This is a genomic window from Streptomyces sp. NPDC051183 (assembly GCF_040682455.1).
GTDB lineage: Bacteria > Actinomycetota > Actinomycetes > Streptomycetales > Streptomycetaceae > Streptomyces.
Genome location: NZ_JBFBBA010000059.1, coordinates 1 through 15,875 on the forward strand (window position 1 = coordinate 1; position 15,875 = coordinate 15,875).

Genomic DNA, 15,875 nt, shown 5'->3' on the forward strand with positions numbered 1-15,875 from the left:
AGAGTGCAGGTCAGAACAGATGCGAAGGGAACTCCGGCGCTCCGCGCCTCCGTGCCAAGGACCCATTCCTCCCCGGCCTGAAGGCCGGGGCATCCGGGGAGAAATCAGGTGAACTCAGAGGATCCACAGCGCAATCGTAGACGATCTCCTATGTCCTGGAGGGTTTCTCCCATGGATCATCTACGGCGCCGCGGTTGTACTGGACTCACTGCACAGATCGAGCCCTCGGGAGACACCATGCCGCAGCACAGCAGTGACACCAGGACAGCCCTCGTGGTCGTCGCGCACCACCGCAGCGATTCCCTCACCGCCCACACCGCCCGCCGCGCGGCTGCCCAGCTCGAGGCCGCCGGATACCGCATCGACCTGCTCGACCTGCGCGCCGAGGGGTTCGACCCGCGGATGAACGAGGAGGACCAGCCGGACTGGGGCAACCGGGAGAAGCCGTACTCGGACGAGACCCACGCCCACATGCGGCGGATCCTCGACGCCGATGTCGTCGTCGCCGTCTTCCCGGTGTACTGGCTGAGCGTGCCCGCCGTCCTCAAGGGATGGATCGACCGCGTATGGAACTACGGGTTCGCCTACGGCCGCAGCAAGCCCCGCCTGGCGGGCAAGCGCATGCTGTGGCTGGCCCTGGCCGGCGCCACCGCCGACGACCCCATCGCGGAGTCGATGCAGTCCGCCCTCGAGGCCAACCTGAGCGACGGCATCGCCTACTACTGCGGTTTCTCCCGCTCCACCGTTGGCCTGCTCCTGGACGCGGAGGAACGACCGCAGCGCATCGACGCCGAGGGCAATCTGCTGGTCGGCGAAGCGGTCGCCGGCGCGGAGCGGGAGGCGCAGTACACCGATTTCGACCGTCGGGCACGGAAGTTCGTGGAGGAGTTCCTTGCGGACGAACTCGTCACGGCCTGACGGCCTTCGGATCCGGCGAACGTCCCGTACGCCTCAGCTTGTCCTGGCCGGACGGGCCTGCTCCCCCATGAACCGGTCCTGATGGTCTGGCTCATTCCGTGATCGGCAGGCATTCGGCGAGCAGGTCGACGATGTCGCGCCAGGCTCGCTGCGCGTGCCGCGGGTGGTGGCCGACGCCGGGGAGCACGGTCTGATCCACCGGCGGGTGGTGGAAGGCGTGCAGGGCGCCGCCGTAGACCACGAGGCGCCAGTCGACGCCCGCGGCCTGCATCTCGGCGGCGAAGGCTTCCCGTTGCTCAGCGGGCATGATCGGGTCCTCCGATCCGACCCCGGCCCACACGGGGCAACGGATGCGCGCCGCCTCCCCCGGTCGGCCCGTGGTCAGTGCGTTGACCGTGCCGATGGTGCGCAAGTCGACCCCGTCGCGCCCGAGTTCCAGCGCGATGGCGCCCCCGGTGCCGTAGCCGATGGCGGCGATCCGGTCGGGGTCGGTCCGCGGTTCGGCGCGCAGCACGTCGAGTGCCGCGTGGCCGATGCCCCGCATCCGGTCGGGGTCGGCGAGTAGGGGTGTCACGTGTGCCAGCATTTCCTGAGGGTCGGTGAACCAGCGCCCGCCGTTGATGTCGAAGGCGAGTGCCACGTAACCCAGTTCGGCGAGGGCGTCGGCCCGTCGGCGCTGGAAGTCGTTCAGGCCCGGCCCCTCGGGCCCGATCAGGACCGCGGGCCGGCGGTCGGCACCGGCGGGGAGCGCGAGGTGCCCGATCATCGTCAGGCCGTCGGCGGGGTATTCGACCGTACGCGTGGTGACCGTCGTCATGAGACTGGACTGTAGTGACCGTCGGGCCCGGTCGGGCCGGTCTTCACCGTCGGCAGAACAGCGCGGGCATGGGGACGAGGACGTTCCGTCGTTGTGTTTGGCGTAGGAGAGACGAACCAGGCGTGGGGGCGTTCGTCGCGTACGTCGGTGCCGTGTTCTGCGGTGCCGGGTTTCGCACCGACGGTCACCCCGGGAATCTGCGCTCCGTCGACGGGCCGGCCTTTTCGATCACGGACAGGTCGGGTGCCTGCCTCGGTGTGCTGGCCAGGCTTCCCCGTCCCATGCCGGTGAGTGCGGTCTGAGGCCTGTCGAACCCGTCGGGGTGGCTCCGGCCCCGCGGGAGCGACCTCGCAGGTGCCGAGGTTTCCCGTGGCGGGGGCCGGGCAGCCGCCACAAAGAGACTCCGCGCAAGGCTGAGGAGGTCGGCATGGACGAGCAAGGCGGTGCCGGCGGCGTGCCTCCGCACGACGGGCACGCCCCACGGCGGACGCGGCCTCACCACGAGCACCACGGCGAACAGCGGACGGACGCGGCCGACACGGACGAGGCGAGCCGCCTCGACCGGCCGGGACCCGTACCGGACCCCATGACGGGGCGCCCGCGCTGGGTCGGTCCGAAGGGCCAGAAGGGCCAGGAAGGCCAGGAGGGCCAGGAACGCGGCAAGACCGACGAGTGATCCATTGCCAAGTGCGGGCGGGGAGTGTTGGTGGCCGGGTTGGGCTCTGAGCAAGCCCCCGAAGGGGATGGTGCGCATGTGCCGATGGCTCGCATACTCGGGTTCGCCCATGCTGCTCGATGCCGTGCTCTACCGTCCGGAGCACTCCCTGATCAACCAGAGCCTCCGCGCACGGATGGGCGTCGAAGCGACCAATGGCGACGGGTTCGGCATCGGCTGGTACAGCGCGGACGGTGACGGCACGCCTGCGGTTTTCCGGGACATCGCACCGGCCTGGAACAACCGCAACCTGCGCGAGCTGGCGGCCCACGTCCGCTCTCCGCTGTTCTTCGCCCATGTCCGCGCTTCGACGGGCTCTCCTGTCCAGCAGGCCAACTGTCATCCCTTCCGTCACGGCCGGTGGCTGTGGATGCACAATGGGGCCATCGCGGACTTCCAGCGCCTCCAGCGGGACCTGTGCATCGCCGTCGACCCGGCGCTCTTCTCGGCCATCGAAGGGTCCACCGACTCCGAGGTGATGTTCTACCTGGCGGTCACCTTCGGGCTCGACCAGGACGTCCCTGGCGCGGTCGCCAGGATGGCCGAGCTCGTGGAGCGGCTCGGCAGGCAGCACGGCGTGCCGCACCCCCTCCAGATGACGTTGGCGGTCAGCGACGGGGAGCGGGTCTGGGCCTTCCGCTACTCCAGCCAGGGGGCGTCCCGGTCGTTGTTCTACAGCAGCCGCGCCGAGAGCGTGCGCCGCCTCCACCCGGAGCTGGAGTACTTCCGCGACATCTCCGACGGAACGCGCATCGTCGTCTCCGAGCCCCTGGGGGACCTGCCCGGCGTGTGGAACGAACTTCCCGAGTCCAGCTACACGGTGGTCCCTTCCGGAACACGGACGGACTACCTCCCGTTCACGCCGCACCTCCGCTGACCCTCGGGACCGACCCCAGCCCATCACGTACCGTTACCGATAATGTGCAGATTGCGACGGTAGGTGTCAGTGTGGAAGGGACAGATTCACCCCACACGACAAAGGAGTCCCCTCATGGGTGGTAAGCAGGACAAGCGCCAGGAGCCGGGCAAGGGCCGCGACGAGCGGCAGCGCCCTCCGAGGCCCGACCAGGACCCTGCGCACCCAGAGCCCGGCACCCCGTCCCGCGGCGGCAAGGGTCCGGACGAGATGGAGCGGCGGCGCGAGGAAGACCTCCTGCGAGGCGAGCGCGACCTGCGCGACGACGACTTCTGAACGACCCTCATCCCACGCACGCAGGGCCCGGCCGGCGCGTATCCACCCGGCCGGGCCCTGTCGCGCCCGCCGCAGCACCCGCCCCCTGACGCTGGCGGTGGAGGTCACTCCGTCCGCGCCGGGGCCGTCCTCGCGAAGTGGCGGGCGGTGGGGACCAGCGCCGCGGCGGCCGGTACGAGGAAGCAGGCGGCGGCGCAGGCGGCGAGTACCGGGGTGGCCCCGAAGGCGTCGATGGCCGGGGCGATCAGGGCCAGGCCGACCGGTGCCAGGCCGTAGGAGACGAGGAAGTCGAGCGAGGAGACTCGGGCCAGCTTGTCCGGGGAGACCTCGCGCTGGGTGGCCGTGAACCAGGGCACGTTGAACAGTTCGATGCCGATCCCGGCGACGGCGTACGCGGCGACGACCATGACCGGGTGCACGGGCAGCATCAGGCTCAGCGGCGCGACGCCGTACGCGGCCAGCCCGGCGAAGGCGGCCCAGCCCTGGGAGCGCGGCCGCCAGCGGGCGATGGCCAGGGCCCCGCCGAGCGCCCCCACGATGTAGGCGGTCGTGGCCGCGGCCAGCACCCACTGGGTCTCGTAGCGGTCCCTGCTGATCAGGGGCAGCGCGACGCTGGTGGCGGAGTAGCCGAGGGCGATGACGGCGACGAGGGCGGCGAGTCCGGCGAGGAACCAGGGGTGGCGGCGCGCCTCGCGTATCCCCTCCAGGAACTCGGCGCGGAAGCCGGCGCGCGGCTCGGGCTCGGGCCCGGCGGCCGGGTCCGCCGCCGTGACACGTCCGGCGCCCTTGCCGGGGACGAGCGCAGCGATCAGCCAGAGCAGGCCGATGCCGAGCAGCAGCGTCCGGGTGTCGAGGAAGGACGCGAGCAGCGCGGTCAGGGCGGGACCGGCAAGCGTGGAGCCGCGGACCGCCATGGTCAGGGCGGCGTTGGCCTGTTGGCGGCGCTCGGGTTCGACGGTCTCGGCGGTGAGCGCCTGGAACGCCGGGCGGCAGGCACCCTGTCCGGCGCCCGCGACGGCGGCTGCGGCCGTCATCAGCAGGAGCGAGCGGCCGAGTCCGGCGGCGAGGAGGGGGGTGGCGACCGCCGCCGCGAGGGCCGACCACAGGACGACCGCGCGCCGGGAGTGCCGGTCGGCCAGCACGCCGCCGACGGCGACGGCGGCCAGGAAGCCGGCGGTACGGGCGGCGAGGACCATGCCGAGCCCGGCGGCGCCGAGGTCGCGGTGCAGTACGGCGAGTCCGAGGACGAAGGGCAGGGCCCAGGTTGCGAGGCCGGAGGCGGTGGTGCCCGCCCACAGGCGCAGGAACGCGGTGTCACGCAGAACCGAACGCGGGGGCGGGGCAGGGTTCTTGGGCGCTCGGGGCGCGGCTGTAGTCGCCACGGTGCGGTGCTCCTTGGGGTGGGGGTGACGGCTCGGAAAACCGCACCCGGGTTCGTTAATGAAAATGAATGCCATTACAGTACCCTTCGAGCGAGGCACTCCTGCCCGGTGCACGACAACACCCATCGCCCTCCTTCCAGACCGGAGAATCCATGCGCCACCCCGCCCGCCTCGGTATCGCCCTGACCATCGCCCTCGCCACCGCGGGCTGCTCCACCGCAGCCGGCGGCGGCTCCCAGGCGGACAACGAGCCCGCGGCCCAGGTCTCGGGCAAGGCGGCTTCCGTCACCAGCTGCGGCCGCCAGATGTCCTTCGCCGCGCCTCCGAAGCGGACCGTCGCCCTGGACCAGACCTCGACCGAGACCCTGCTCGAACTCGGGCTCCAGGACCGGATGGCGGGAACCGCCAACCTCAAGACGAAGATCCCCTCCCCGTACGAGGCCGCGTACGCCAAGGTCCCGGTCATCGCCCCCAAGATCGCCACTGGCGAGCAACTGCGCGCCGCCACCCCCGACTTCGTCGTCGCCGGCTCCACGGACCTCTTCACCAAGGACCGGGCCGGCACCCGCGAGGAGCTGGACGCCCTCAAGGTCCCCACCTTCGTCAGCGCCGTGGACTGCCCTCAGCAGAACCCGGCCGGCACGACCCCCTTCGAGCTCCTGTTCTCCGACTACGAGAACCTCGGCAAGGTCTTCGGCACCGAGGAGCGGGCCGGCAAGCTCGCCGCCGAGCAGCGCGCCGCCGTTGCCAAGGCCGGACAGAACGCCGCCAAGGTCGCGCAGGGAGCGGATCAGCCCACCGTGGTCTACCTCTACTCCGTCTTCAACGGCATGCCGTACGTGGCGGGCAGGACCGGCCTGCCCAGCGAGATGAGCCGGATCGTGGGTGCGAAGAACGCCTTCGACGACGTCAACGAGGACTGGCCGGAGGTCTCCTGGGAGGAAGTCGCCAAGCGCGACCCCGACTTCATCGTGATCGGTGACCTGTCCGAGCGCGGCCGGCCCGGTGACAGCGCCGCGGAGAAGCGCGCCGCCATGACCGAGCACCCGGTGATCTCCAAGCTGGCCGCGGTCCGCAACAACAAGATCTTTGAAGTGCCGGGCATCGAGCTGGACCCCTCGGTGCGCTCCGTACACGCCCTGGGGCTACTGGCCGACGGCATGAAGGACCTCGGGTATGTCCGCTGACCTGGTCACCCGGACGGAGCCGGCGGATCTCCTGCTCCCGGCGGCCCGCGGGCGGGCTGTACTGGGCGGCTCCGTCACCACCCGGCCCCTGGTGGCCGGTTCCGCCGGACCTGCCGGGCATCCGGGCCGGTCCGCTGCTGCCCAGGCGGTCCTCTTCCTCCTCGCCACGGCCGCCCTGGCAGGCTCGGTGGCGACGGCCGTACGCATGGGCACCGCCGACGTGGGGTGGGCCGGCCTCGCCCGCGTCTTCGGCGCCCGTCTCGGCCTGGACGTCGAGCCGTTGCCCCCGCTGGTGGACTCCCTCATCTGGGACCTGCGGCTGCCGCGGGTGTTGATGGCCGCGCTCGTCGGCGCCTCGCTCGCCGTGTGCGGCACGATGCTCCAGGCGGTCACCCGCAACGCGCTCGCCGACCCGTACCTGCTCGGCGTCTCCTCGGGAGCCTCGGCGGGTGCCGTCACCGTGGTCGTCCTCGGGATCGGCGCGAACGCCCTCGGGGTCACCGGCGGCGCCCTCGCCGGCGCGCTGCTCTCCTTCGGGCTGCTCCTCCTGCTGCTGAAGCGCACCGGGCTGGACTCCGTCCGCATCGTCCTCACCGGCGTGGTCGTCGGCCAGCTCTTCACCGCGTTGACCTCGCTGGTCCTGATGGCCTCGGCGGACGCGGACACCACGCGGGCGGTCACCCACTGGCTGCTGGGCTCCATGGCGCCGGCCCGCTGGGACACGGTCGTGGTCTGCGCGATCGTCACCCCGCTGGGGCTGGCGGTGGCATGGCTCTGCTCGAACGCCCTCGACGGGCTCGCCTTCGGCACCGACACCGCCACGTCCCTCGGCATCGGAGTACGGCACACCCGGATGCTGCTGCTCGTGGTCACGGCCGCGCTGACCGCCGTGGCGGTCGCCACCGTCGGCGCCATCGGATTCGTCGGGCTGATCGTCCCCCACGGGGTGAGGTTCCTCGTCGGGCCGCTGCACCGGGTGCTGCTGCCGTACGCGGCGCTCGCGGGCGCGGTGTTCCTGGTGTGGACGGACGCGCTGGCCCGGATCGCCTTCGCCCCGCGAGAGGTTCCCGTGGGCGTGATCACCGCGCTCCTCGGCGTGCCGCTCTTCCTGCTCGTCCTGCGCAAGAGGGGCGAACTGTGAGGATCACCGCCGAAGGGCTGAGCTGGTCGGTGGCGGGAACGCCGGTCGTACGCGACGTCAGCGCGGACATCGCCCCCGGCGAAACCGTCGGACTGCTGGGCCCCAACGGCTCGGGCAAGTCCTCGCTGCTGCGCTGCCTGGCCGGCCTGCGGGCACCCGGTGCGGGCACCGTGCGGTACGACGGCGAGTCCGTACGGGCCTGGAGCGCACGCCGGATCGCCCGTCATGTCGCCTTCGTCGAACAGGACTCGGGCGCGGACAGCGACCTGCGGGTCGCCGACGTGGTGGGCCTGGGGCGGACCCCGTTCCGGGACCGCTGGCGCGGACCCGATGCCACCGACCGGGCGGTGGTCGCCGCCGCGCTGGAGCGCGTCGGACTCACCGCGCTCGCCGGCCGCTCCTGGAAGGCGCTCTCGGGCGGCGAGCGGCAGCGCGCCCACATCGCCCGCGCGCTGGCCCAACAGCCGTACGGGCTCCTGCTCGACGAACCCACCAACCACCTCGATGTCAAACACCGGCTGGAACTGATGGAGCTGCTGGCCGGCACCGACCAGACGGTCCTGGTCGCGATGCACGACCTGTCGCTCGCCGCCCGGTACTGCGACCGGCTGCTGCTCCTGCACCACGGCCGCCTGATCGCCTCCGGCACCCCCGCCGCCGTCCTGACCGCCGAGCGGTTCGCCGAGGTCTTCGCGGTGGACGCAGAGCTCTCCACCGACGCCCTGGGCAACCCCGCGGTCGCCTACCGCGGCCCGCTCGGCGCACCGGCCCCGGCCCCGGCCGTGGCGCCGAAGCCCCAACCCGCCTTGTGAAGAAGAGGAATCCCATGATCCGGAACAGCCCCACCCCCTCCGCCGATACCGCCGCCGCGGCCCCGACCGTCGACGCGCTGATCAAGGCCGTCCTCGCGGGCGAACACGGCCCGCTTCCCTCCGGACTCGTCGCCACCAGCGTGTTCTGGATCCACCACGGCACCCGCCTGGCCGGCGGCGACACCACCTACCTCAACCAGTACGTCCTGGTCCGCCTCGGCGGATCCTTCGGCGGCTGCGCCTTCGAGGCCGGCGAGATCGACCAGTCGATCTGCCGCGACGCCTCCGGCACCCCGCTCGACGTCCTGCTGCGCGAGGCCCCGCGCCCTCTGCGGATCGCCGCCCTCGACGCCTACCTCTCCGAGATCCGCCCCCACCGCGCGGCCGGAGAGGCGGGCGACGCCGAGCCCGTCACCCTCCCCACCGGAACACCAGAAGTGCGCGCGAAGGCCCGGGACGCGGCCATTGCAGGCCTCCTGGACATCGAGGAGGGCGCCAAGGTCGGCCTCATCGGCGTCGTCAATCCGCTCGTCGCGGCGATCCGCGAGCGCGGCGGCGAACCGCTGCCCTGCGACTTCAACCTCAAGGCCACCCAGTGGGGCGATCCCGTCACCGACGACATGCACGAGGTACTGGCGAGCGCCGAGGCCGTCGTCGCCACCGGAATGACCCTGAGCAACGGCTCGTTCGACACCATCCTGGAGAGCTGCCGTTCCCGGGGCATCCCGCTGATCGTCTACGCCCAGACCGGCAGCGCCGTCGCCCGCGCGTTCGTCGGCTCGGGAGTCACCGCCCTGTCGGCGGAACCGTTCCCCTTCTCCCAGTTCAGCGCCGAGGAGACGGTCCTGTACCGCTACCGGACGGTGGGCAGCGCGTGATTCCCGCCGCCCACCCGGCCGTCTCCGGTGCCGGTGCCCTCCGCACCGGCACCGGGTACGCCCCGTGCCACCACGGCGAGATCCTCCAGGGCGTCTTCCTCGACGGCGACGGACGCCGGTGCGCGGGCCTGGTCACCCTCCCCATGGCCGGACCCGGCAGCCACGCCGAGTTCCTCCGCCGTCCCGGCACGGCGCCCGACGCACTCACCGCCCTGCCCGCCGACCGTACGAAAGCCATGCTGGCCGCCGCCCTCACGGTGGCGGAATGCGCGGAGCGGGCCGCCCAGCCGCCCTGCGGTGGGGAGTTGCGACTCACCGGTGACATACCGGTGGGCCTGGGCATGGGCAGCTCCACCAGCGATGTGATCGCCACCGTGCGCGCGGTCGCGGACTCGTACGGACTGCGGCTGCCCGCCGACACGGTCGCCCGACTCGCAGTACGGGCGGAGCAGGCCTGCGATCCGCTGATGATGGACGGCCGCCCGGTGCTCTTCGCGCAGCGGGAGGGCAAGGTCCTTGAGGTCCTCGGCCCGGCCCTGCCGCCCCTGGTCGTGGTGGGCTGCATCCTCGGCGGGGGAGCTCCCGTCGACACCCTGTCCCTGCCCGTACGCACACCCGCCGAGGCCGATGCCGACCACGTACGGGCCTTCGAGCGCCTGCGCGCGCTGCTGCGCCGGGCCGTGGCCACCGGCGACGTGCAACTGCTCGGCGAGGTGGCGACCGCCAGCGCCTGGCGCGGCCAGCAAGTGCTCGGCCACCCGGAGTTCGACGCGCTGACCGGCATCGCCCGGCGGGTCGGAGCGGCAGGTGTCCAGATCGCGCACAGCGGCGCGGTGGCGGGACTGTTGTTCGACCCGGCCGCGCCCGGCCTGCGACACCGGGTGCGCAGCTGCCTGCGCGCCCTGGACTCTCACGGCATCCCCGCCACCCGGACCTTCACGACCACCAAGGAGATCCCGCATGGACCAGCACATCGCGGAGTCGATCGGCCGGCCGGACCTGATACGGCTCGACGACCGGCTCGTATGCCTGCGTTTTGAGACGATGAAGGCGGTCTCCGCACTCGCGGCGGTACGCCACCTGCTCGACACCGGGGCGGTGCGCCGCGGAGACACGCTGCTGGACAGCTCCAGCGGCATCTACGCATACGCACTCGCCCTGGCCTGCCACCGGTACGGCATGCACTGCCACATCGTCGGCTCGACCACGGTGGACCACACGCTGCGTACCCAGCTCGCCGTACTCGGGGCGACGCTGGAGCAGATGGCGCCGTGCAGCGACCTGAAACTCGACCAGAAGCGGCGCGTCGAACGGATCCACGAGATCCTCGCCGAGCATCCGGAATACCACTGGATGCGGCAGTACCACGACGACCTGCACTACCTCGGCTACCGCGCGGTCGCCCACCGGATCCGGGAGGCGACCGGCGCGGACGGACTGACCGTCGTCGGCGGCGTGGGGTCGGGGGCCTCCACCGGCGCCCTCGCCCGCTACCTGCGCGCGGACGGCGAAGGCCCGGCCGACGTCGAACTCGTCGGCGTCCAGCCGTACGGCAGCGTCACCTTCGGCGCCGAACACGTCTCCGACCCGGAGATCATCATCGCCGGGATCGGCAGCTCCATCCCCTTCGGGAACGTCTCCCACGAGCTGTACGACACCCTGCACTGGATCTCCTTCGACGCGGCGCTGGCCGGCAGCGTCGACCTGCTGCGGCGGCACGCGGTCTTCGCGGGCCTGTCGACCGGCGCCGGCTACCTCGCCGCCCGCCACGAACGCGAGCGCTCCCCCGGGCGGACGGTCCTGTTCATCGCCGCCGACACCGGACACCGCTACGTCGACACCGTCTACGCCCGGCACGGCGAGGCCGCGCGGATCGCGGACCTCGCCCCGCGCGAGGTGTCCGACCAGAGCCAACTGACCCTGCCGTGGTCCCGGATGCACTGGAACCGGGCCGCGGCGGTGACCCCGGCCACGGCGCGGTGAGCCGTTCTGAGGCGGAGGCCTACGGGGCGTCCGCTCCCAGCGGGACCGCGGCCGGGGCCGTGGGCCGGTCGGAATTGCAGTGCCGCTGCTCGGCCGCGGTCAGCGGGCCCGTTCGCTGGTAGTGGCGGTCGGACAGTCCGTTCGCCGGCCCGTCGAACGTCCCGCGCAGGACCTGCTCCTGGCCCTTCTCGTCGCGGACAGTGAACTTGGCGTCGCCCGACTCGGTGGCGCGCTGCACCTCGAACCAGGACGCCTCCCCCGGCGCGATGCGCTCGGGGACGTCCTGGTAGGTGTCCCTGGACCAGGTGAAGTAGGTGGGTCGGCGCAGAGCGTTGCCGCCACCACCGGGGGCGAACTCGGCTCGACCGGGGTTATTGATGTGCACCGATCGGGTCCGGTCGATGCGGTTGCGCGTGCAGTTGATGTACGCCTCACCGTCCATGGTGACGGGCCCGTACTGCTTCTTGCTGGTCTGGACCTCGATGTCGACGGCGCAGGGCCAGCTGCCCTTCGCATCGTGACAGGTGCCGTCGACACTGATGACTGCCGGGGCGTCGAGCGCGGCGGCGGGAACGGCAGAGACAGAAGCCAGGGCCAGGACGGCCCCTGCGGCGGCCAGGGCCGCTGTCGTGAAGGTTCGCATGATCGTTTCAACGAGGTGTCAGGGCGCGGGTCACGCCTCCCGGCGCCGCACCATCTCGTTGATCCAGACCGGCGCGAACGGAGACGTGCACCCGGGCGAGGTCGGATAGTCCTTCAGTACGCCCAGCCGCTCGCCGATGTCGATCGCCCGGGCCCGGAGCTCCGCGCGCTCGATACCGATCTGCGCCAGGCAGTGGTTCATCGCCCACTGCAAGCGGTCCGGGGCGGTGGCCATCTCCGCCTCGATGACGTCGAGCAGCCCCGCGAGATCGAGGCCCTCCGGCTTCTTCGCCACCCGCTCGGTGGTCAACGCCCAGCCGGCACTCGCGACCACCGGATCCGGATCGTCCGTCCAGGCCACGCGCAGCGCCTCCGCGTGCGGGTTCTTCTTCACCACGTAGTTCACGAGCCAGTCGTGCACCTTCGGCGTGCGCGCCTCGCGCAGCATGGTGTCCAGTTCGTCGTGCCCGAACGCCTTCGGCCGGCAGATCAGCATCGCCAGCAGACGCGCCGCACTGTCCCCCGTCCCCCAGAGACCGCACGCGAGTTCCTGCTGCGTCTTCAGCCGCTTCGCGAGCGCACGCAGCTTGCCGAGGTTCACGCCGTGGTCGTCGCCGTGCTTCTCGTTCACCGCGCGCGTCTTCGGCTCTTCGAGCCCGGCCAGCTCGGCCATGACCTCGGCCAACGCCGTCTCGGCCACCTCAGACTCCTGTCCGTCACCTTCGGGACCCAACAGCTTACGACGGGGTCCGCAGCCGGGGGTGACCCCAGGCGGTGGCCCGGCCGAAGCCCCGCCGTCATCGGACGGCGGGGCTTCGGCTCATGGTGAGCAGACTGGGAGGTCTCAGCAGGTGATGGTGACTTCGTGGGTCACCGGGCTGGCCGCTCGGGGGAACGAGGCCACGCCGAAGGTGCCGCGGACGGTCGAGCCGCAGGGGACAGTGCTGACGAGACCGCGCACCTCGAGCTTGGTGGCGATGAAAATGACCTGCCTGGACTGCGTCTGGGGCGCGCCGACACCGACGACCTGTGTGGACAGGGTGGTGAACAGTTCCTTCGGGGTGGGTGCCGGGCTGCCCGGAGAGGGCGGGCCGGCGAGTCCGACCGTCCCGTAGAACTCGACGGTGGTCCCGGTGATCTCGGCGCAGACCCGCGTGGCCAGGCCTGCTTGGAGGCCGGAGTTCCCGCAGGAGGTGACGGTCTCGGCCGTGTCGGCCGGCAGAACGGCGGCGTTGGCCGGGCTGATCGCAAAGACGGTCAGACCTGCGGCACTGGCGGCGAGGAGGGCTAAGCGGTTCATCGAGGTTCGTCCTTCTTGTGTGGGATCGCCGACCAAGGACTTTCGGTCCGCGCTAATGACATGTGATATTTCACATGCCATTAGAACAGAGGGTGTTCAAGATCTGAACTCCCCCCGACCGGGGCACGACGTTCAGGTGGTGAGCAGGCGCAGGCCCAGGTCCGCCGCGTCGAGGCCGGCGATGTGGCTGTTGCGCTCGGCCCAACGGCCGGAGGCGAGGTCGTCGCTGAGGCCTCGTACCGCTCGTCGTTCGGCCTCCGGTCCGACCCTCGTCCACACCGACATCGCACGGCGCACGTGATCCTCCAGATACGCCTCCGGTCGACGCCAGTACGCCTCGAACAGGCCGTCAGCGCAGTCCCACGGGACGGGCACCGCCTCGGCGCGAGCGCCGACCGCGTCGGCCATCCCCGCGAGCGAGGGAAATTCCGCGAGGACGGCGGCGAATTCGGGCAGGTAGTCGCGGGTGAGCCAGAACCGGTCCTGCCATCCGGGCTCGTCGGTGTCGAACGTGAGCACCACCACGCGGCGGGCCACGCGCCGCATCTCGCGCAGCCCCGCCATCGGGTCCCCCCAGTGGTGAACGGTGGAGACAGCCATCGCGGCGTCGAAGGAGTTGTCCGCGAACGGCAGGTTCTCCGCCGCGGCGGCCACGCACGGCGCCGAGCCGGCAGGGCGCTGCTCCCGCATGACCGCCGATGGCTCCACCGCGGTCACTTCACGGTCAACGGGCTCGTAGGAGCCGGTGCCGGCCCCGACGTTCAGCACCGTCTGCGCGTCCCCGAGCGCGTCCCAGATCTGCGCGGCGATCCGCGGCTCCGTACGCCGTGTCGCGGTGTACGCGCCGCCGATCGTGTCGTACAGCCGTGCACCGAGCATCTCCAGTTGCTCCTCCGGTGTCACCTTCACTCCCTTCGCCCGTGCCTCGAGTTCCCTGTCGATGGCCGTCACCATGGCCTCGGCGCGATCGCGCCGCTCCAGCAACAGGCCGCGCAGTCGGCGCAGGTGGGCGACCGCGTCGGTGGACGGGTCACCGACCAGTTCCGCAACCTCCCGCAGCCCGAAGCCCAGGCGCCGGTAGGCCAGCACCTCGCGCAGCCGCTCTACGTCGCCCGCCGAATAGGCCCGGTACCCGGCCGCGGTCCGCGCCGACGGCTGAACGAGCCCGATCTGGTCATAGTGATGCAGCGTGCGGACGCTCACGCCGGCCAGCTCGGCCACGCGTCCCACGGTCCAGTGATCTTCCACGGCTCCGACTATGCAGCCTGACGCCACGTGAGGGTCAAGAGCCACCTCGCGCGCTACGGCGCTCGCATCTCGGTTGCAAACCTAGGACCCCTAGGTTTAAGTTAGGACTCCTAGGGACGAGGAGGCTGCATGGCGCGGGCAGGGCTGACGGCTGAGCGGGTGACGGTCGCGGGCGCCGAGCTGGCGGACGAGGTCGGGCTCGATCAGGTGACCATGTCGCAGGTGGCGCGGCGGCTGGGTGTGAAGGATGCGAGCCTCTACACGCATGTCCGAGGTCTTGAGGATCTGCGCGGCCGGATCGCGCTGCTGGCGGCGGACGAGAAGACCATCCGCATCGCGGAGGCGACCGCCGGGCGGGCGGGCAAGGACGCACTGGTCGCGTTCGCCAATGCCTGGCGGGAGTACGCCCACACGCATCCGGGTCGCTACGCGGCCACGCAGACCCCGATCCGGATCGACCCCGAACTCGCCGCGAAGGCGCCCGGACCGCGGCGCGCGGTCGAGCTGACCTACGGCATGCTGCGCGGCTACGGACTGGCCGAACCCGACCTGACCGACGCGGTCCGCTTGCTGCGCAGCACGTTCCACGGCTTCGTCGCACTGGAGGCCGCGGGCGGGTTCGCGCACGAGCGGTCGCCGCAGCAGTCCTGGATCCGCGCACTCGACGCCCTCCACACCCTCCTGGAGCACTGGCCCCCGTCCCGAGAAGGAGACCCCGCATGACCGGCCCGACCATGGGCAGCCTGCGCGTGAAAGGCGCAACCCTGCACTACGAGGTGCGTGGCCGGGGCCCGCTCCTGCTGCTGATCCCCGGAGGTGCGGGCGGTGCGGCGGCCTTCGACGGCATCGTCGACGACCTGGCCGCCACCTACACCGTCGCGACCTACGACCCGCGCGGTATGTCCCGAAGCATGCTGGACGACCCCGAGGCCGAGCAGCGAGTGGCGGAACACGCCGACGACGCCTTCCGGTTGCTGGAACTGCTGTCACCCGGTGAGCCCGCGCGCATCTTCGGCTCCAGTTCGGGCGCGATCGCCGCCCTGCACCTCCTCACCGCCCGTCCCGAGCGCGTCGAACGCCTCGTAGCGCACGAGCCGCCGGTGGTGGAGGTACTGCCGGACGCCGCTGAGCATCGCGCGCTCATCGCGCGCGTGCAGGCGACGTTCCACGCGGAGGGGCTCATGCCGGCGATGGCGGTGTTCGCCGCGGGCCTGAGGAAGGGGGGCGAGGCCACCGAGCCGAAAGCTGAGGTTGAGGTTGAGGTTGAGGTCGAGCTTCCGCCGCAGGCAGCGGCGCGGGCCGAGCGGACGATGGCCAACCTGCCCTACTTCGTCGGGCGCATCGTGCCCGGCTTCATGTCCTACTCCCCCGACGTCCACGGGCTTCAGGCAGTGTCGGACCGGCTCGTGCTCGCCTGCGGCCAGGACTCGCGCGGTGAGCTGCCGTACCGCCCGGCCGCTCTTCTGGCCGAGCGCCTCGGCACGGAACTGCTGCACTTCCCCGGCGGGCACACCGGTTCGACCACGCACCCCGCCGAGTTCGGAGGGCAGCTTCGGGCGGTCTTCCGCGCTTAGAGCGCATCGGATGTGCCCCGTCCGCCGCTATCGGCCGTCGTCGACGGCGCCGAGGCGTCGCAGGGCCTCCCGCTGGGCGTCGGTCA

The 15,875-nt window shown here is 71.6% G+C and carries 18 protein-coding genes; 12 read left to right on the forward strand and 6 right to left on the reverse strand.

Translation table 11 applies throughout. From position 1 onward, the window contains the following. Positions 1-237: 237 nt before the first annotated feature. A complete protein-coding gene (locus AB0M99_RS33900) occupies positions 238-918 on the forward strand; it encodes an NAD(P)H oxidoreductase (RefSeq protein ID WP_365927400.1) in 681 nt (226 codons plus the stop codon). Positions 919-1,009: 91 nt separating this feature from the next. Here AB0M99_RS33900 and AB0M99_RS33905 read toward each other — a convergent pair whose 3' ends face one another. Next, entirely contained in the window at positions 1,010-1,735 is a 726-nt protein-coding gene (locus AB0M99_RS33905) for a dienelactone hydrolase family protein (RefSeq protein WP_365927402.1), read from the reverse strand. Positions 1,736-2,162: 427 nt separating this feature from the next. On the opposite strand from AB0M99_RS33905, the gene AB0M99_RS33910 reads away from it, so the two are divergent. From AB0M99_RS33910 to AB0M99_RS33920, 3 genes are all read left to right on the forward strand, one after another. Continuing rightward, entirely contained in the window at positions 2,163-2,411 is a 249-nt protein-coding gene (locus tag AB0M99_RS33910) for a hypothetical protein (RefSeq protein WP_365927404.1), read from the forward strand. 76 nt (positions 2,412-2,487) lie between these two features. Continuing rightward, entirely contained in the window at positions 2,488-3,327 is an 840-nt protein-coding gene (locus AB0M99_RS33915) for a class II glutamine amidotransferase (RefSeq protein ID WP_365927406.1), read from the forward strand. A 114-nt stretch (positions 3,328-3,441) separates the two neighbouring features. Then, positions 3,442-3,642, forward strand: coding sequence for a hypothetical protein (locus AB0M99_RS33920; protein ID WP_365927408.1), 201 nt, complete (start codon positions 3,442-3,444; stop codon positions 3,640-3,642). Positions 3,643-3,746: 104 nt separating this feature from the next. On the opposite strand, the gene AB0M99_RS33925 is transcribed toward AB0M99_RS33920, so the two are convergent. Then, complete coding sequence (locus AB0M99_RS33925) at positions 3,747-5,024, reverse strand: MFS transporter (protein ID WP_365927410.1); 1,278 nt, start codon at positions 5,022-5,024, stop codon at positions 3,747-3,749. A 152-nt stretch (positions 5,025-5,176) separates the two neighbouring features. Between AB0M99_RS33925 and AB0M99_RS33930 the strand changes: the two genes are divergently transcribed. Genes AB0M99_RS33930 through AB0M99_RS33955 form a run of 6 tightly spaced genes read left to right on the forward strand, consistent with a single transcriptional unit; the run spans position 5,177 to position 11,025 of the window. After that, positions 5,177-6,211, forward strand: coding sequence for an ABC transporter substrate-binding protein (locus AB0M99_RS33930; protein WP_365927412.1), 1,035 nt, complete (start codon positions 5,177-5,179; stop codon positions 6,209-6,211). Further along, entirely contained in the window at positions 6,201-7,352 is a 1,152-nt protein-coding gene (locus AB0M99_RS33935; RefSeq protein WP_365927414.1) for an iron chelate uptake ABC transporter family permease subunit, read from the forward strand. The genes AB0M99_RS33930 and AB0M99_RS33935 overlap by 11 nt, the downstream gene beginning before the upstream one ends. Beyond that, positions 7,349-8,164 (forward strand): ABC transporter ATP-binding protein, encoded by an 816-nt coding sequence (locus AB0M99_RS33940; protein WP_365927416.1) that lies wholly within the window; start codon positions 7,349-7,351, stop codon positions 8,162-8,164. The genes AB0M99_RS33935 and AB0M99_RS33940 overlap by 4 nt, the downstream gene beginning before the upstream one ends. Before the next feature lie 14 nt (positions 8,165-8,178). Then, entirely contained in the window at positions 8,179-9,042 is an 864-nt protein-coding gene (locus AB0M99_RS33945) for a DUF364 domain-containing protein (RefSeq protein WP_365927418.1), read from the forward strand. Further along, entirely contained in the window at positions 9,039-10,082 is a 1,044-nt protein-coding gene (locus AB0M99_RS33950) for a GHMP kinase (RefSeq protein WP_365927420.1), read from the forward strand. Before AB0M99_RS33945 ends, AB0M99_RS33950 begins: the two co-directional genes overlap by 4 nt. Then, the gene (locus AB0M99_RS33955; protein WP_365927422.1) at positions 10,003-11,025 is read left to right on the forward strand and encodes a pyridoxal-phosphate dependent enzyme; all 1,023 of its coding nucleotides are present in this window, start codon (positions 10,003-10,005) and stop codon (positions 11,023-11,025) included. Before AB0M99_RS33950 ends, AB0M99_RS33955 begins: the two co-directional genes overlap by 80 nt. 19 nt (positions 11,026-11,044) lie before the next feature. Here the strand turns inward: AB0M99_RS33955 and AB0M99_RS33960 are convergent, their stop codons facing one another. The 4 genes from AB0M99_RS33960 to AB0M99_RS33975 form a co-directional block, all read right to left on the reverse strand. After that, on the reverse strand, positions 11,045-11,668 hold the full coding sequence (locus AB0M99_RS33960; RefSeq protein ID WP_365927424.1) for a hypothetical protein: 624 nt from the start codon (positions 11,666-11,668) through the stop codon (positions 11,045-11,047). 30 nt (positions 11,669-11,698) lie between these two features. Continuing rightward, positions 11,699-12,367, reverse strand: a complete 669-nt coding sequence (locus AB0M99_RS33965; RefSeq protein ID WP_365927426.1) for a DNA alkylation repair protein — start codon at positions 12,365-12,367, stop codon at positions 11,699-11,701. 144 nt (positions 12,368-12,511) lie between these two features. Beyond that, the gene (locus AB0M99_RS33970) at positions 12,512-12,967 is read right to left on the reverse strand and encodes a hypothetical protein (protein ID WP_365927428.1); all 456 of its coding nucleotides are present in this window, start codon (positions 12,965-12,967) and stop codon (positions 12,512-12,514) included. Positions 12,968-13,099: 132 nt separating this feature from the next. Further along, positions 13,100-14,197 carry a MerR family transcriptional regulator gene (locus tag AB0M99_RS33975; protein ID WP_365927461.1) on the reverse strand — a complete coding sequence of 366 codons (1,098 nt, stop codon included), beginning with the start codon at positions 14,195-14,197 and terminating at the stop codon, positions 13,100-13,102. A gap of 147 nt (positions 14,198-14,344) precedes the next feature. On the opposite strand from AB0M99_RS33975, the gene AB0M99_RS33980 reads away from it, so the two are divergent. After that, a complete protein-coding gene (locus AB0M99_RS33980; protein WP_365927430.1) occupies positions 14,345-14,938 on the forward strand; it encodes a WHG domain-containing protein in 594 nt (197 codons plus the stop codon). After that, entirely contained in the window at positions 14,935-15,789 is an 855-nt protein-coding gene (locus AB0M99_RS33985; protein WP_365927432.1) for an alpha/beta hydrolase, read from the forward strand. Before AB0M99_RS33980 ends, AB0M99_RS33985 begins: the two co-directional genes overlap by 4 nt. Positions 15,790-15,875: the final 86 nt, after the last annotated feature.

Bases quoted from the DNA above. Each gene is read 5' to 3' on its own strand.
- AB0M99_RS33970 (WP_365927428.1), bottom strand. From the start codon at position 12,967: ATGAACCGCTTAGCCCTCCTCGCCGCCAGTGCCGCAGGTCTGACCGTC.
- AB0M99_RS33900 (WP_365927400.1), top strand. From the start codon at position 238: ATGCCGCAGCACAGCAGTGACACCAGGACAGCCCTCGTGGTCGTCGCG.
- AB0M99_RS33960 (WP_365927424.1), bottom strand. From the start codon at position 11,668: ATGCGAACCTTCACGACAGCGGCCCTGGCCGCCGCAGGGGCCGTCCTG.
- AB0M99_RS33920 (WP_365927408.1), top strand. From the start codon at position 3,442: ATGGGTGGTAAGCAGGACAAGCGCCAGGAGCCGGGCAAGGGCCGCGAC.
- AB0M99_RS33945 (WP_365927418.1), top strand. From the start codon at position 8,179: ATGATCCGGAACAGCCCCACCCCCTCCGCCGATACCGCCGCCGCGGCC.
- AB0M99_RS33985 (WP_365927432.1), top strand. From the start codon at position 14,935: ATGACCGGCCCGACCATGGGCAGCCTGCGCGTGAAAGGCGCAACCCTG.
- AB0M99_RS33915 (WP_365927406.1), top strand. From the start codon at position 2,488: ATGTGCCGATGGCTCGCATACTCGGGTTCGCCCATGCTGCTCGATGCC.
- AB0M99_RS33935 (WP_365927414.1), top strand. From the start codon at position 6,201: ATGTCCGCTGACCTGGTCACCCGGACGGAGCCGGCGGATCTCCTGCTC.
- AB0M99_RS33910 (WP_365927404.1), top strand. From the start codon at position 2,163: ATGGACGAGCAAGGCGGTGCCGGCGGCGTGCCTCCGCACGACGGGCAC.
- AB0M99_RS33955 (WP_365927422.1), top strand. From the start codon at position 10,003: ATGGACCAGCACATCGCGGAGTCGATCGGCCGGCCGGACCTGATACGG.
- AB0M99_RS33905 (WP_365927402.1), bottom strand. From the start codon at position 1,735: ATGACGACGGTCACCACGCGTACGGTCGAATACCCCGCCGACGGCCTG.
- AB0M99_RS33930 (WP_365927412.1), top strand. From the start codon at position 5,177: ATGCGCCACCCCGCCCGCCTCGGTATCGCCCTGACCATCGCCCTCGCC.
- AB0M99_RS33980 (WP_365927430.1), top strand. From the start codon at position 14,345: ATGGCGCGGGCAGGGCTGACGGCTGAGCGGGTGACGGTCGCGGGCGCC.